Origin of the sequence: Streptomyces sp. NPDC059816, assembly GCF_042732055.1 — a bacterium.
Classification (GTDB): domain Bacteria; phylum Actinomycetota; class Actinomycetes; order Streptomycetales; family Streptomycetaceae; genus Streptomyces.
This window is the reverse complement of sequence record NZ_JBHWIQ010000004.1, coordinates 156039-170363: the sequence shown is the minus strand read 5'-3', so window position 1 is coordinate 170363 and position 14325 is coordinate 156039. Positions and strand designations below refer to the sequence as shown.

Genomic DNA, 14325 nt, shown 5'->3' with positions numbered 1-14325 from the left:
CCGGTTCAGCGCTGGACGCCCGTCAGGTACGCGGACACCACGACGTTCGCGCGGTACGTGCCGCTCGCCCGGTCGAACTTCCCGCCGCAGGTGATCAGTCGGAGTTCGGCCCGGCCGTCCCGGTGCGGTCCGTACACCTGCGCCGCGTCGAAGTGGTCCCGGTCGACGATCCGGACGTCCTCGACGGTGAACCCGGCGACGGTGCCGTCCGAGCGGACCACCCGGACCGCGTCGCCGGGGACCAGGGTCCGCAGCCGGTGGAAGACTGCGGGCCCGCTGCGGCCGTCCGCGTGCCCGACGAACAGCGCCGCGCCGGCCGCCCCGGGAGCGGTGCCCGTGCCGTACCAGGCGACGGTGCCGGGTTGGTCGAGCGGCGGCGCGGCAACGGCTCCCGCCGCATCCAGTCCGCGGGGCACCACGGGCGCCAGGACACCCGCGAGGGGAACGTCCACCCGCTCGGGCCGGGCCGGGGCCAGCGGCCGGTGCGCGGCGGGGAGCCCCGCGCCGAGCGGTCGGCCCACGGCCGCCACATCGCCCCGGACCGGGCCCGTGCCCCGGTCCGGGGCGGGCGGCGGTACGGAGGTGATCTCGCGGCCCCAGAGCCACAGTCCGGACAGCAGGACCGCCCAGGCCGCGGCGATCGCGAGGCGGCCCGCGACTCGGGAGCGGGCGGTCATGAGGCCCGGTTCCGGTCGCCGTCCGGGCGGCGGGCGCGCAGGCCGCGCCCCACGACCACGAGGGCCGCGACGCAGGCGAGGACCAGGCCGACGACGGCCTGCCGCAGCCCCGGGCCGGTGCCCTCGCGGTCCTCCGCCTCGGGCCCGGGGGCTCCGCCGCCGCCCGCGCTGACCGGCGCGGTCGGCGTGGCGGCCGGCGCGTCCGGCTCCGCTCGACCGGGGCCGCCCTGTCGGCCCGGTTCGACCACGCGCACGGCCGCGGGGACGACGTGGTCCCGGCCGGCGCAGCTGACGGTGATTCCGTACGGGCCGGGCGCCGCACCGGACCGCAGTCGCGCCTCGGCGAACAGTCCGGTGCCGCGGGGGGCCGGGGCGAGGTCGGCGGGGGCGACGAACGCGTCCGACCGGGCGCGGCCGGTGGTGCCCGGGCAGCCGGTGACGGTCAGGGCGACCTCGGTGCCCGGGGGTGCCGCCGTGGGGCGTACGGCCAGGACGGCGGGTTCCTGCTCCGGGCCGGTCGCTGCCGCAGCGACGCCGGTGCCGGTCAGGGACAGGGCCGCCAGGGCGACGACCACCCCGGTGGAACGCTGTGCGAGCGAGCGGATGCGCATCGTGAACCTCCTGGTACCCCCAGGTTCACGCGCCGACCCGGTCCCCGCCCCGCCACCCCGCCCCCACTGCTCCGTTCGAGGGACACATTCCGCCACCCATGTAGGGATCAGATGCGGTCGACCAGGTCGGCGATGGAGTCGACCACCCAGGAGGGGCGGAACGGGAACTTCCCGATCTGCTCCCGCGTGGTGAGTCCGGTGAGCACCAGGAAGGTCTCCATCCCGGCCTCCAGTCCGGCGAGGACGTCCGTGTCCATCCGGTCGCCGATCATCGCGCTGGTCTCGGAGTGCGCACCGATCGCGTTCAGTCCCGTCCGCATCATCAGCGGGTTGGGCTTCCCCGCGAAGTACGGGTCCTTGCCGGTGGCCTTGGTGATCAGCGCGGCGACGGAACCGGTCGCGGGCAGCGGGCCCTCCGTGGACGGTCCGGTCTCGTCGGGGTTGGTGCAGATGAACCGGGCGCCGTCGTTGATCAGTCGGACGGCCTTGGTCATCGCCTCGAAGGAGTACGTCCGGGTCTCGCCCAGGACGACGTAGTCGGGGTCGTGGTCGGTCAGCACGTAACCGATGTCGTGCAGGGCGGTGGTCAGGCCCGCCTCGCCGATGACGTACGCGGTGCCGCCGGGCCGCTGGTCCTCCAGGAACTGCGCGGTGGCGAGCGCGGAGGTCCAGATGTTCTCGACGGGCACGTCGAGACCCATGCGGGCGAGCCGCGCGTGCAGGTCCCGCGCGGTGTAGATGGAGTTGTTCGTCAGCACGAGGAAGGGACGGTCGCCCTCCCTCAGCTTCTTGATGAACGCGTCCGCGCCGGGAATCGGCACGCCCTCATGGATCAGGACCCCGTCCATGTCGGTGAGCCACGATTCGATGGGCTTGCGCTCTGCCATGTGCCGGTCTCCTGGGAATCCGTGACTGCGGTGCTGGTGTGGCGCCGGAACGACTCTGTGCCGACGCCACCCAGATTAGTCACCACGGCCGGATACTGACCCTGCCGGTCACCGGGAAACCGCAGGTCCCGAGGGCCCCGCAGCGCGCGCTCAGCGGCGACCGCGCAGCTTGCCCAACAGCTGCTGGGCCTGCGCCCGGCGGCGCGGGTCGGCGGCGGCCCGTCGTACCTCGCTCACCGCCCGCTGCCCCTGCGGGCTGCGCACAAAGCTCATGATCTTGCTCAACAGTCCGGCCATCTTCTTCTCCTCATCGGCTCTGTCCGCTCAACACCGGCCGTGCCCCGTCGATTCCGCGCCCCCGGGGCCGCCACCTCGCACCTACCCGCCCCCGGGGAAAACACGTCGTCTCCGATACGACCCGCTGACCACCCTCCCCCATCGGTCAAGTGGAGGTGACGGCCCCCGGCCGGTGTACCCGGCACCGGCCCCGGGCCGGTACAAGTGCCCTGCCGTGGCCGCGCGTCACGGTGCCGCCCGCCCAGGTGCAGCGGCGCATCCCCGTACCCGGGTGCCCCACGCACCCGCCCCCACACGACGGAGGCAGACCTTGATGACCAGCCAGGCGCCCGCGCGCGCCGGACGGCGGGAGTGGGCCGGGCTCGCCGTGCTCGCCCTGCCGACGCTCCTCGTCTCCATGGACGTGACCGTCCTGTACCTGGCGGTCCCCCAGCTGAGCGCCGATCTCGGCCCCTCGTCCATCGAGCTGCTGTGGATCATGGATGTGTACGGCTTCCTCATCGCGGGCGCCCTGGTGCCGATGGGGGTGGCGGGCGACCGGTACGGGCGGCGGAAGCTGCTGTTGGCGGGGGCCACCCTGTTCGGCGTCGCCTCGGTGCTCGCCGCGTACGCGGACAGCCCGCAGACGTTGATCGCGGCACGGGCGCTGCTCGGGCTCGCGGGCGCGACGTTGATGCCGTCGACCCTCTCGCTCGTCCGGGTGATGTTCGTGGACCCGGCGCAGCGCGGGGTGGCGATCGCCGTGGTGATGACCAGCTTCTCCGTGGGCACGACGGTGGGCCCGTTGCTGGGCGGGCTGTTGTTGGAGTTCTTCTGGTGGGGCTCGGTCTTCCTGCTCGGGGTGCCGGTGATGCTGCTGTTGCTGGTCCTGGGACCGCTGCTGCTGCCCGAGTACCGGGACCCGGAGAGCGGGCGGGTGGATCCGACGAGCGTGCTGCTGTCGATCGGCTCGATGATCGGCGTCGTCTACGCGGTCAAGGAGACCGCCGCGCACGGCTTCGCCTGGACGACCGTGTCGGCGGGCGTCACCGGGCTCGCGCTCGGCACCTGGTTCGTCCGGCGGCAACTCGCCCTGACCGAACCGCTGCTGGACCTCGCGCTGCTGCGGGACCGGGTCATCAACACCTCGCTCGGTACGTATCTGTTGGGGATGTTCGCGATGGGCGGGACGCAGGTGTTCATCGCCCTGTACCTCCAGGAGGTGTTGGGGCTGTCGCCGCTGCTCGCCGGGGTGTGGATGGTCCCGGCGTCGCTGGGGACGGTCGCGGGTTCGATGTTGGCCCCGGTGCTCGTCCGGCGGTGGCGGCCCTCGGTGGTGATCGCCGCGGGGCTGACCCTGGCGGGCGCCGGGTTCGGGGTGCTGGGCGCGGCCGGGCCGCACGATCTGACGGTGCTGGTCCTCGGGTACCTGATGGTGGCGCTGGGCCTCAGCCCGATGATCACCCTCTGCACGGACCTGGTGATCGGTGCGGCGCCGTCCCGGCGGGCGGGGGCGGCGTCGGCGATGTCCGAGAGCAGCGGCGAGCTGGGGGTGGCGCTCGGGGTCGCGCTGCTCGGCAGCCTCGGGACGGCGGTGTACCGGACCTCGGTCGGGGACGGTCTGCCGGCAGGGCTGCCGGCCGGCGCCGCGGACACCGTGCGCAAGACCCTGGGCGGGGCCGAGTCGGTCGCGGCGGACCTGCCGGGGAGCCTGGCGGAGCCCCTGTTGGCGGCCTCGCGGCAGGCGTTGACGCAGGGGCTGAACGTCACCGCCGCGGCGGCCGGGGTGGTGACGGTGGCCACCGCCGTCTGGGCGGGGCTGCGGCTGCGGGGCGTCCCGGTCACCCGGGCGACGGGACCCCGGGAGGCCGGCGACCCCGACGCCCCCGGCTCGTCGAAGGGTCCCGACGAGCCGGACGGGACGGACGGGACGGACGGGACGGAGGGGCAGACCGTGGGGCGCACGATGTGACGGGGCGGTGTGATGCGGGCGGTGTGACGGGGCGGGTCCGAGCTACCGCCGCGGTGGTCTGATGCGACGGGCCATCAGGTAGACGGTGGTGCCGGCGAGCAGCAGGGCCGCCGCGGCGGCGACGAGGGCGGACGCCCGCTGGCCGGTCATCGCCAGCTGGTGGGGGTCGGCCGCCGGGGCGTCGGAGGGATCGGTGGGATCAGCGGGCGAGGCGTCGGACGGTTCCGGTCCGGTGGAGGGGGCGGCGGCGGACGGGGAGGTGCGCGGGTGGCCGGGGGGCGGGGGTCCGCCCGGGGTCACCCGGAAGGCGTACGGGGCTGCCGCGCCGACCCAGGCGCCGTCCTCGTGGTCCCGTTGGACCAGGGCGGCGCTGGCCGTGACCCGGTCGGCGGTCGCGTCCGCGGCGAGGGCGAGCCGGACCGGGACGGCGAGCTCGGCGCGAGGACCGATGGTGAAGCCGGGGAAGGCGTCGTCCGGCACGGCCACGTTCTCGTCGCGCTCCGTCCGTTCGATCCGCGCGGGGTGCCAGCGGGTGCCGTCGTGGAAGTCCAGCCGCACCTGGGCGGCCCGCAGCCGTCGCCGGTCGTCGGCGAGGACGACGATCGGGTACACGGAACGGAACGCGGTGGCCGTGCGGTTGGTCACGGTGAGCGTCCAGGTGGCGGGGGGCGCACCGGGGCGGTAGTCGGCGGGGGCGTCCGCCACCCGGGCGCTCAGCGGGAACGCCTCGGGGCGGGCGGTGGCCGCGGGCAGCGGCAGCCCGAGCAGCGCGGGGGCGGGCGCCGGGGCCGCGGGGGCATGGGCTGCATGGACGGCGTGGACTGCGTGGGCGGTGGGGACGGCGTGCGCGGTGGGGACGAGGGCCAGGGCCGCGGCGGCGAGGAGCCGGAGGAGACGACCGGTGCGGGACGGGTACGGGGCGGGCGGGGTCATGGCGGCGGCCTCCCGGTTCGGTGGCACCTGGAGGCTTCCAGCGGGGCGCCCGGGGCGAACGGCGGGCGCCGGACACCCACCCGATCGGCGTCCGGCTGTCCCCTGAACACCGGGCCCGTCCGGGCACCGTTCGAGTGGTCGCCGCGCCACCCGCAGCCACCGGGTCGCCCGCTCCGCTTCGAGGCGGTGTTCCGCGGTAGGCAACCCGGGCGCCGTGTCGTCCGTCCTCCGGGGCAGGGGGGGCCGGGGACGCTCGGCCACCGTGCGCGACGGCATCCGTCGCGGCCGGGACCCCTTCGGCGGGCGTCGGACCCCGCCCCCCTGGAACCGGGGTCCGGCGTCGGGCCCGGGGACCGCTCCCCTCCTGCGGTCCCCGGGTCGCCCCGGACCTGAGGTGTCCTCGCCCGGACCACGTCCCGGTGCCCCGTCCGGCTCGCCCCCGACGTCCTCGTCCGGCCCCAAACGTCGGGAACCCGCCAACTCTGCCGGGAACGCAACCCTCATGTCCGCCCCCGCCTCCCTCTGGGTGAAGGGAGGGGCCCCTGATCCCCCAGGGACCCCTGTGCCCTAGCTGCAAGGAGGACCACCTTGACCACCAGAGCCTGGCGTACGGGAGTCGCCACCACGGCGGCACTCGTACTAGCGGCGGGTGTACCGGAGTTGGCGTACGCCACGCAGGAGGGGGCACCGGCGAACGCCGAACAGGCCCCGCGGTCGACCGGCGGCCAGTTGCCGGACGGCTGGCGAATATCCGGCGCGGGCCAGGAGCGGGAGCTCGTCTGGACCGCGTCGAAGCCCGTTCCGATCGGTGACTCGCGCGTCGAGTTCCACGCCGGGGACGTCCGGCTGGGCGTACCGGTCGCCTCGAAGGACCAGCGGACCTTCCGGCTCCCCCTGGGCGCCGCGCAGGTCGGTGCCGGTGACGATCTGAAGGTGTTGGCGAGCGGGCGCAGGTTGGACGAGGCGGGGCAGCAGGCCGAGGCCCGCCGTAGAGCCGCCCCCGAACAGCGCGCCGCGATCCCGCCGTTGGCGCCGGCGAACTCCGTGGACCCGGGCGTGAAGGGCCGCTACCAGACGACCAGTGGCGAGTACAGCCTCTCCTCGGTGAAGCTGCCGGACTTCCCGGCCAAGGTCGAGATGAAGGCCACCGTCGTCGGGCCCAAGAACGCGACCGGCCCCCGCCCCCTCGTCCTGTTCCTGCACGGCCGCCACGCGACCTGTTACAACGCGGCCGGTGAGGACAACATCGACTGGCCCTGTGCCTCCGGCTTCCAGCAGATCCCCAGCTACAAGGGCTATCTGCACGACCAGAAGCTGCTGGCCTCGCAGGGCTACGTCACCGTCTCGATCTCCGCGAACGGCGTCAACGGCCAGGACCACCGGGTCGAGGACGCCGGCGCGCAGGCCCGTTCGTCCCTGGTGCGTCAGCACCTGGCCCGTTGGGCGGGGTGGGCGAAGGACCCGGCCACCGCACCCGCGGCCGTCAAGCGACTGCCCAAGGCCGACCTGGACAAGGTCCTGCTCGTCGGGCACTCCCGCGGCGGCGAAGGCGTCAACCGCGCCGCCCTCGACACCCTCCACCGGGCACCCGCCACCGCCGACGGCTACCGCGGACCCGTCCGCTGGAAGATCCGCGGCACCGTCCTCATCGGCCCCACCATCTTCGGCCACAACCCCGCACCCGACGTGCCCTCCCTCACCCTGCTCCCCGGCTGCGACGGAGACGTCTCCGACCTCCAGGGCCAGATCTACGCCGACGGCACCCGCGGCACCAGCCGCGGCAAAGCACTCCACAGCAGTGCCTACGTCATCGGCGCCAACCACAACTACTTCAACACCGAGTGGACCCCCGGCCAGGCCGTCGCCCCCGCGAACGACGACTGGGACGAGGGCAACGTCGACGCGGTGTGCTCGGTCGGTACGGCCACCCGGCTGAAGCCGGCCCAGCAGCAGAAGGCCGGGTCGACGTACATCGCCGCCGCGGCCCGGCTGTTCGTCGCCGGTGACGACAAGGTCCGCCCGCTGCTCGACGGTTCGCACCGCAGCGCGCCCTCGGCGGGCCCGGCCCGCGTCCTCACCCATGCGGTCGGCGCTCACCGCAAGCCCGCGGTCCTGCCCACCACCTCCACCAAGGTCACCGGCGGCAAGGTCTGCAACCAGGTCGACCGGAACGAGGCGAAGAGCTGCCTGCCCGAGGAGAGCGTGTTCCGCTCCCCGCACTTCGCCTGGTGGACGGTCCCCTCCGAGCCGGACCGGCACGCGGTGACGGCCAAGTGGTCCCGTACGGGTTCCCCCGTCAAGGTGACGCCGTCCCGCCCGTTCTCGGTGAAGGGCTCCGACTCCCTCGCGCTGCGCGTGATCGTGCCGCCCAACACCACCGGCACCAAGCTGGACGTCCGCATCACCGACACCAACGGCCGTCGGGCCGAACTGGGTCAGGTCAAGGTGGACGGGCTGCCCGGCACCCGCATGACCACCTCCGGCTGGGCCCGTGAGGTCCGCGTCCCGCTGAAGGCCGCGGTGCGCGCCGGGCTCGACCAGAGCAAGCTCAAGAGCCTCGAACTCGTCCCGCGCACCACCAAGGGCGAGCTGCTGCTGATGGACGCCTGGGGCTGGCGCCCCGGCACCCCGGCGCCCGACCCGGCGAAGAACATGCCGCGTCTCGACCTCGGCAACATCACCGTCAAGGAGGGCGACTCCGGTACCCGTACCGTCCGGCTCCCGGTCAGCGTCTCCGGGCAGGGCAGCGGCAAGGTCCGGGTGTTCGTGGTCTCCCCCGGCCAGGGCGTCAAGCACCGCACGGTGACCGTCAAGCCGGGCAGCCAGGGAGTGGACATCCCGTTCACGGTGAAGGGCGACAAGCTCTTCGGGGAGTCCGAGTGGAACTACGTGTACGCCAAGGCGGTGCGCGGCGCGGTGGTCGGTGCGACCGACGGCTCGATGACCGTGCTCAACGACGATCCGATGCCCGAGGTGACCGTGACGCCGGTCGCCGATGACGTGGCCGAGGGGAAGCCGCTGAGCTGGCGGGTCGCCCTGTCCGCGGCCACCGAGTCGGACTTCTACCTGGCGAACCTCCGCATCCTCCCCGTCGCCTCCGGCGCCGAACTGTCCACCAAGGACGTCGACCCGACCTGGTTGCGGGACCAGCTGAGCATCGAGCCGAACCCGGAGCTCCCGCTGTCCCGGGTCTACCCGGAGCCCTACCACCCGTGGCTGTGGCTCAACGTGCCGCGCGGTGAGCGGAGCGCACTGGTGTCCGTGCCGACCCTCGCCGACACGGTGAGCGAAGGAACGGAGCACCTGCGGCTCCAGCTCGCCGTCAACGACGAGCAGAGCGGCGAAGTGCAGTACGGCCCGGAGTTCACCGGGACCGTGCGGGACACCGCCTGACCCCCGGTGGACCCGGCCGCGCCGTTCGGGCGGGGCCGGGTCCACCGGCACGCACCCGACGCCGTCGCCCCCGTCCTTGCACGGGGGCGACGGCGTTGGTTGAGTGGCCCGCATGACGACAGCCGCCAGCCGTTCCCCGCTCCGCGTCGGGCTCATCGGTTACGGAGTCGCGGGCTCCGTCTTCCACGCCCCGCTGATCGCCGCCGATGACGGGCTGGTCCTCGACACCGTCGTCACGGGCGACCCCGAGCGCCGGGAGCAGGCCGGGAAGGCCCACCCGGGCGTGCGCACCGTCGACACGGCCGACGCACTGTGGGAGCGGGCGGACGAACTGGACCTCGTGGTCGTCGCCTCGCCCAACAAGACGCACGTACCGCTGGCCACCACCGCCCTGGAGGCGGGTCTGCCGGTCGTCGTGGACAAGCCGGTCGCCGGGACCGCGGCGGCGGCCCGGGAGCTGGCGGCGCTCGCCGGGGCACGCTCACTGCTGCTGTCCGTCTTCCAGAACCGCCGCTGGGACAACGACTTCCTCACCCTGCGCCGACTCCTCGGGACCGGTGAACTCGGGGACGTCTGGCGGTTCGAGTCCCGCTTCGAACGCTGGCGTCCGCAGCCGAAGGGCGGCTGGCGCGAGTCGGGGAACCCGACCGAGATCGGCGGGCTGCTGTACGACCTCGGCAGCCATGTCGTCGACCAGGCGCTCGTCCTGTTCGGCCCGGTGACGACGGTGTACGCGGAGGTCGACGTACGCCGCCCCGGTGCCGAGGCCGACGACGACACCTTCCTCGCGCTGACCCACGCCGGCGGGGTCCGCTCCCACCTCCACGTGTCCTCCGCCACCGCGCAGCTCGGCCCCCGCTTTAGGGTCCTCGGCTCCAGCGCCGGGTACGTCAAGTACGGCCTGGACCCGCAGGAGGCCGCGTTGCGCGAGGGGGCGCGGCCCGGTCCCGGCGCCGCCTGGGGCGTGGAGCCGGAGGCGATGTGGGGGCGGGTCGGCTCCGGCGAGTCCCCCTTGACGGGTGGGGGGCGGCCCGAGCCGAGCGTGCCGGGCGACTACCCCGCGTTCTACGCGGCGATCGGCGCGGCGGTGCGCGACGGCGCGCCCAACCCGGTGCCGCCCGAGGAGGCCGCCGCCGCCCTCGACGTCCTGGAGGCGGCCCGCCGGTCCGCCGAGCAGGGCGGCCCGGTGACCCTGTGAGGCCCCGGGCCGGGGTGCGCGGGTTCAGCCTGCGGACGCCGCGGGCGCCGGGGTCCGGTAGAGCAGGGCGCGTTCGGCCACCGTCCATGCCGCGCTGGTGACCACGTACAGGGCGGCGGCCAACGGCACCACGGCGACCGTCACCAGCGTCAGGAACCCCATCAGCGGCATGAACCGGGTCATCGCGGCCATGCCCGGCAGCGCTTCGGCGTCCGCCGCCAGCGCCGGCGCCGCGGCCAGCTGGGCCTTCGTCAGGCGGTAGCCGAGCGTCGCGACGACGGCCACCACCAGGAACAGCAGCAGGTACACGGCCCCCGCGCCGCCGAAGGGGCCGCCGTGCGCCCAGGCGTCCGTCCAGCGGTCCCCGAGCGGCGCCCCGCCGAGTGCGTGGTCCAGCAGCGCATTGGCTTCGCCGCCGATCCGGGAGCTGGAGAACAGCTGGTACAGCAGGAAGAACGCGGGCACCTGGAGCAGGCTCGGCAGGCATCCGGACAGCGGCGACACCTTCTCCTTGGCGTGGAGTTCCAGCACGGCGCGCTGGAGCCGCTCCGGGTCGCGGCGGTGCCGGGCCCGCAACTTGGCCACCTGGGGTGCGAGTGCGGCCCGCGCCTTCTGACCGCGGGCCGCCGCCCGGGACAGCGGGTGGACGAGGAGCCGCACCAGAGCGGTGAACAGGACGATCGCGGCAGCGGTGGCGGCGCCGCCGAAGAGCGGGGTGAGCAGATCGGCGAGCAGGGCCACGAGGTCGGCGAACGCCGAGAGTCCCGAGGAGAAGACGGAGAAGACGGACATGCGGGGTCCCTTCCGGGCGGTGCCGTGCGGGCGCACCGCAGCACCGGGCGCACCCGGGCGCGGGGCGGCGGGTGCGGGGCACGGCGGGGTGCGGGGCACGGGCGGAACATGACGGGTCGGTCGGGTGACCAGGGCGGTCGGCCGGGTCCCGCGGGCAGGGGCCCGGCGGGAGCGGCGTGACGGCGCACTGGGGTGACGGCCCGTCGGCGGCGCCGGCGGTGGGTCCCGGGTACGGGTTTCAGCGCCCGTACGGCGCGGGAGGCACCACGGCGACACCCCGGAGGGGTACCGGGCGGATGTCAGGACGTCCCGGGAGACCCCGGGGCGGCTCCGCCTAGGCGGCCGTCACGACCGCGCGCCCCGGCGCCCGGGGGCGGGTGCGGCCCGCCGCGTCGGGATCGCGCTGGGGCAGGAAGGCGGTGCGCCGCTCCCGATCGCGCAGGGCGGTACGGACCCGGGTCCGCGGCACGGCGGGCACCCGGTGGGCCGCCGTGAGGAAGCCGGCGGCGAGGGCGGTGCCGGCGGCGGCGGTCGCCGCGAGGGCGACGGCGGCGGAGAGGCTGCCGGTGTCGGCGAGGTGGAGCAGGAGCAGTTCGAAGACGGCGAACACGCCGAGGGCGGCCAGGAACCGGAACGTCGACGACCGACCCGACGACCGTCGGGTGCGTACCGCCGTGTTCCCCGTCCCGCCGTGCACGTTGTGCCCTCCCCGACCGAAGTGGTCTCCCACCCGTCACCGTACAGGCCGTTATACAGGATCGTGCCCCGCGGCCGGGAGTCCCGTGGTGGGCTCCGGCTCGCCCCACCACCGTCGGTGCTCCGCAGTACGGTGTGGTGTCATGCGCCCCGACACCCCTGCCGAGCACGCCGATTCCGCCGCCCACGTTGCCGAAGCCGAGCGCCTGGAGCGCACGGCCGGGCTCTATCCCCAGGACGCCGAGCACCTGCTGTCGCAGGCCGCCGCGCACCTCGAACTCGCGGGTGAACGCGCACGCGCCAGCGCCCTGTACGACCGGTTGTTGTCGCCCGGGGCCGCCGTCCCGCTGGAGAACCCCGCGCTGGTCCGCGCGCTGAAGGCCGCCAACCTGTGGGAGTACGGCCACGAGGCCGAGGCCCGCGCGATCATCGACGGCGTGCGCGCCACCGCGCCGCGCACCCCCGGCCCGTGGGTGATCGTCGCGGAGGCCCTGGAGGCGCACGACGAACTCCAGGACGCCCACGAGACGTTCACCCGGGCGGCGACGGTGCTGATGGGCACGGCGGGCGAGGACCCCGAGCCGCCGCAGGAGGTGCGGCCGGTGCTGTTCGGACGGCACCGGGTGCGGCGGATGCTCGGCGAGGCGCACGACGCCTGGGACACCCTGGCGGACGGCCTGCACACGGGGCCGGTGCCGCTGGACGAACTGCACGACCCGAAACGCGTGTGGTCGCTGGGGTCGGACGACCCGGCGGAGCTACGGGCCGAGATCTCCCGGCTCCGCGCCGAACTGGGCGGCTACCGCCAACAGCTGTCCCGTCCCTTCCCGGTGGCGGTGCTGCACTGGCCGGCCGGTGAGCTCGCCGAACTCGTCGCGGCGTACCCGTCGCTCGTCGAGGAGTACCCCTCGCACGAGGAGCACCTCGCGACGATAGAGGCCGCACTGCGCGAGCTGGCCGCCTCGGGCACCCCGAACCTCGGCATCGTCACCGCGACGGTGCCGTCCTACGAGGCGTTCGCCGCCTCCGAGGGCGCCGGCCCCGCCGAGGTGTCGCTGCTCCCCCAGTACGCCACCACCCTGGCGTCCCGGGGGCGGGCCCGGCCGTGGCCGCCGGCGGCCACGGACCCCTGTTGGTGCGCCTCGGGCCGGACCTACGGGGAGTGCCACGGGGTGCGCTGACCCCCGCTCGACGGGCGCCGGGGCCGGGGGGTGTCGGTCGGTCACAGGGCCGCGGGCGCCCGTCCCCGCAGGGCGTCCAGGTCGACGGTCTCCGCCATGCGGTGGTAGCCCGCGTCGCTGGGGTGCAGGTGGTCACCGGAGTCGTAGTGGGGGTGCAGGGCCTTCGGGTGGTACGGGTCGCGCAGGGCCCGGTCGAAGTCGACGACCTCGTCGAAGACGCCGCCCGCGCGGATCTCGGTGTTCACCGCCTGCCGGACCTCCTCCAGGTCGTCGCGGTAGCCGCGGTGGCCGTGGAAGGGCATCAGGGTGGCGCCGAGGACGCGCAGCCCGCGGGCGTGGGCGCTGCGGGTCAGTTCGCGCAGACCGGCGGTGATGCGCTCCGGGTCGGTGACGTGCGGGGTGCGCAGGACGTCGTTGATGCCGAGGGCGATCACCACCGCGCGCACCCCGCTGCGGTCCAGCACGTCGCGCGGGTAGCGGGTCAGGCCCCGCGGGTTGTCGGCCGGGTCCCCGGTGCCGTCGGACAGGATGCGGTTGCCGCTGATGCCGAGGTTGGCGACGCCGTAACGGGGCCCGTCGGGGGCGGCGCGCAGCCGGTCGGCGAGCACGTCGGGCCAGCGGCGGTCGGCGTCGACGGTGGCGGTGACCCCGTCGGTGAGCGAGTCGCCGAACGCGGCCAGGGTGCCCTGCGCGCCCCCGCCGCGGACGTCCAGTGCGGTCGCGTACCGCCATACGGGTGTCTTGCGGGTGTACGCGGCGCCGCTCACCGCGCCCGCGTGGTCGCCCCGGGCCAGGTACGAGGTCTGGCGGGCCCTCGGGTGGTACGTCACCGGGCCCGACGGGGTCGGCGCGTAGGTAGTGATCAGCACGTGTCCGTCGGCGGGCACCCGGAGCGCCACCGCGTCCGAGACCACCTGACCGCCGGGCGGCACCCGTACGGAGGCCCGCCCCGCGAAGGTCAGCCGACGGACGGTGCCGCGCACGGCCGCCGCGGACTCCCGGTCCGCGGCCACGGCGAGCGTCGCGTGCGTCACGTGCAGCGGGGTCGTCCCGTACAGGTGGGAGAGGGTCACCCGGGCGCCGGTGCCGCCGATGCTGGTGTGCACCACGTTGCGGACGGACCAGTCGGCGAGGCCGCCCGAGGCGGTCCCCGGTTCGGCGCCGGCGGGTGCGGTGGCCCAGCTCGTGGCCCAGCGGCCGGCCGAAGCGGAGTCGGCCGACACGGAGCCGGGACCCGCGCTCTCGGTACGGGGCCCGGGTACGGTGCGGGCCCGGGGGCCGTCGTCGGTGGTGCGCGCCGTGCCGGTCCAGATGCCGCCGGAGACCAGCAGCACCAGGCCGAGCAGCACGGCCAGCAGGACGCCGCCGCGGGAGCGGAAGGCCCCCGGAGCCCGGTCGGGACGCTCGGTCATACGTCACTCGCTCCTCGGACGGGGAGCCCCCCGAGGCTCCGGTCTGATCACCTCATGATGCGCCACCCGGCCCACGCGCGGGCGGGGAGTCCGAAAATGCCCCGCTTTCCGGTGGTCACCGGGAACTCGTAGGACGTTCCGGGCGTACGACGGTGAGGAGCGCCCCTCAGGGGGCGTCCCGCTGGGCCTGCGCGGTTCCGTGGGGGGGGGGGGTGGGGGGTGGCGGGGGCCCCCGCGCCCCCCCCCGGCGCGACCGCGCGGAAGGGTCGAGAAAACGGACAAATGCCCACCAGGATC

Annotated in this window: 12 protein-coding genes; 4 read left to right on the top strand and 8 right to left on the bottom strand. The window is 74.9% G+C overall.

Going from position 1 to position 14325, the window contains the following annotated elements:
* Positions 1–5 precede the first annotated feature (5 nt).
* The 4 genes from ACFV88_RS07375 to ACFV88_RS07360 form a co-directional block, all read right to left on the bottom strand.
* Positions 6–677, bottom strand: coding sequence for a class F sortase (locus ACFV88_RS07375; RefSeq protein WP_385487024.1), 672 nt, complete (start codon positions 675–677; stop codon positions 6–8).
* On the bottom strand, positions 674–1288 hold the full coding sequence (locus ACFV88_RS07370; protein WP_385487022.1) for a hypothetical protein: 615 nt from the start codon (positions 1286–1288) through the stop codon (positions 674–676). Before ACFV88_RS07370 ends, ACFV88_RS07375 begins: the two co-directional genes overlap by 4 nt.
* A gap of 107 nt (positions 1289–1395) precedes the next feature.
* Entirely contained in the window at positions 1396–2175 is a 780-nt protein-coding gene (locus ACFV88_RS07365) for an HAD-IIA family hydrolase (RefSeq protein ID WP_385487020.1), read from the bottom strand.
* 150 nt (positions 2176–2325) lie between these two features.
* Positions 2326–2472, bottom strand: a complete 147-nt coding sequence (locus ACFV88_RS07360) for a hypothetical protein (protein ID WP_385487018.1) — start codon at positions 2470–2472, stop codon at positions 2326–2328.
* A gap of 313 nt (positions 2473–2785) precedes the next feature.
* Here ACFV88_RS07360 and ACFV88_RS07355 point away from each other — a divergent pair, with 313 nt between their 5' ends.
* Positions 2786–4423 (top strand): MFS transporter, encoded by a 1638-nt coding sequence (locus ACFV88_RS07355; RefSeq protein ID WP_385487016.1) that lies wholly within the window; start codon positions 2786–2788, stop codon positions 4421–4423.
* A gap of 42 nt (positions 4424–4465) precedes the next feature.
* On the opposite strand, the gene ACFV88_RS07350 is transcribed toward ACFV88_RS07355, so the two are convergent.
* Positions 4466–5356, bottom strand: coding sequence for a hypothetical protein (locus ACFV88_RS07350; protein ID WP_385487014.1), 891 nt, complete (start codon positions 5354–5356; stop codon positions 4466–4468).
* Between the two features lie 588 nt (positions 5357–5944).
* Between ACFV88_RS07350 and ACFV88_RS07345 the strand changes: the two genes are divergently transcribed.
* Complete coding sequence (locus ACFV88_RS07345) at positions 5945–8749, top strand: hypothetical protein (protein ID WP_385487012.1); 2805 nt, start codon at positions 5945–5947, stop codon at positions 8747–8749.
* A 112-nt stretch (positions 8750–8861) separates the two neighbouring features.
* The gene (locus ACFV88_RS07340) at positions 8862–9947 is read left to right on the top strand and encodes a Gfo/Idh/MocA family oxidoreductase (protein ID WP_385487010.1); all 1086 of its coding nucleotides are present in this window, start codon (positions 8862–8864) and stop codon (positions 9945–9947) included.
* A 24-nt stretch (positions 9948–9971) separates the two neighbouring features.
* Here the strand turns inward: ACFV88_RS07340 and ACFV88_RS07335 are convergent, their stop codons facing one another.
* Together ACFV88_RS07335 and ACFV88_RS07330 are read right to left on the bottom strand one after the other, a co-directional pair.
* The gene (locus tag ACFV88_RS07335) at positions 9972–10739 is read right to left on the bottom strand and encodes a YidC/Oxa1 family membrane protein insertase (RefSeq protein ID WP_385487008.1); all 768 of its coding nucleotides are present in this window, start codon (positions 10737–10739) and stop codon (positions 9972–9974) included.
* A gap of 334 nt (positions 10740–11073) precedes the next feature.
* Positions 11074–11364, bottom strand: coding sequence for a DUF6412 domain-containing protein (locus tag ACFV88_RS07330; protein ID WP_385487420.1), 291 nt, complete (start codon positions 11362–11364; stop codon positions 11074–11076).
* A 214-nt stretch (positions 11365–11578) separates the two neighbouring features.
* On the opposite strand from ACFV88_RS07330, the gene ACFV88_RS07325 reads away from it, so the two are divergent.
* Complete coding sequence (locus ACFV88_RS07325) at positions 11579–12616, top strand: SEC-C domain-containing protein (RefSeq protein ID WP_385487006.1); 1038 nt, start codon at positions 11579–11581, stop codon at positions 12614–12616.
* Between the two features lie 41 nt (positions 12617–12657).
* On the opposite strand, the gene ACFV88_RS07320 is transcribed toward ACFV88_RS07325, so the two are convergent.
* Positions 12658–14028, bottom strand: a complete 1371-nt coding sequence (locus tag ACFV88_RS07320; RefSeq protein WP_385487004.1) for an SGNH/GDSL hydrolase family protein — start codon at positions 14026–14028, stop codon at positions 12658–12660.
* Between the last annotated feature and the right edge of the window lie 297 nt (positions 14029–14325).

Excerpts from the sequence above, each read along its gene's own strand:
- ACFV88_RS07375 (WP_385487024.1), bottom strand. The coding sequence starts at position 677 with ATGACCGCCCGCTCCCGAGTCGCGGGCCGCCTCGCGATCGCCGCGGCC.
- ACFV88_RS07370 (WP_385487022.1), bottom strand. The coding sequence starts at position 1,288 with ATGCGCATCCGCTCGCTCGCACAGCGTTCCACCGGGGTGGTCGTCGCC.
- ACFV88_RS07365 (WP_385487020.1), bottom strand. The coding sequence starts at position 2,175 with ATGGCAGAGCGCAAGCCCATCGAATCGTGGCTCACCGACATGGACGGG.
- ACFV88_RS07360 (WP_385487018.1), bottom strand. The coding sequence starts at position 2,472 with ATGGCCGGACTGTTGAGCAAGATCATGAGCTTTGTGCGCAGCCCGCAG.
- ACFV88_RS07355 (WP_385487016.1), top strand. The coding sequence starts at position 2,786 with ATGACCAGCCAGGCGCCCGCGCGCGCCGGACGGCGGGAGTGGGCCGGG.
- ACFV88_RS07350 (WP_385487014.1), bottom strand. The coding sequence starts at position 5,356 with ATGACCCCGCCCGCCCCGTACCCGTCCCGCACCGGTCGTCTCCTCCGG.
- ACFV88_RS07340 (WP_385487010.1), top strand. The coding sequence starts at position 8,862 with ATGACGACAGCCGCCAGCCGTTCCCCGCTCCGCGTCGGGCTCATCGGT.
- ACFV88_RS07335 (WP_385487008.1), bottom strand. The coding sequence starts at position 10,739 with ATGTCCGTCTTCTCCGTCTTCTCCTCGGGACTCTCGGCGTTCGCCGAC.
- ACFV88_RS07325 (WP_385487006.1), top strand. The coding sequence starts at position 11,579 with ATGCGCCCCGACACCCCTGCCGAGCACGCCGATTCCGCCGCCCACGTT.
- ACFV88_RS07320 (WP_385487004.1), bottom strand. The coding sequence starts at position 14,028 with ATGACCGAGCGTCCCGACCGGGCTCCGGGGGCCTTCCGCTCCCGCGGC.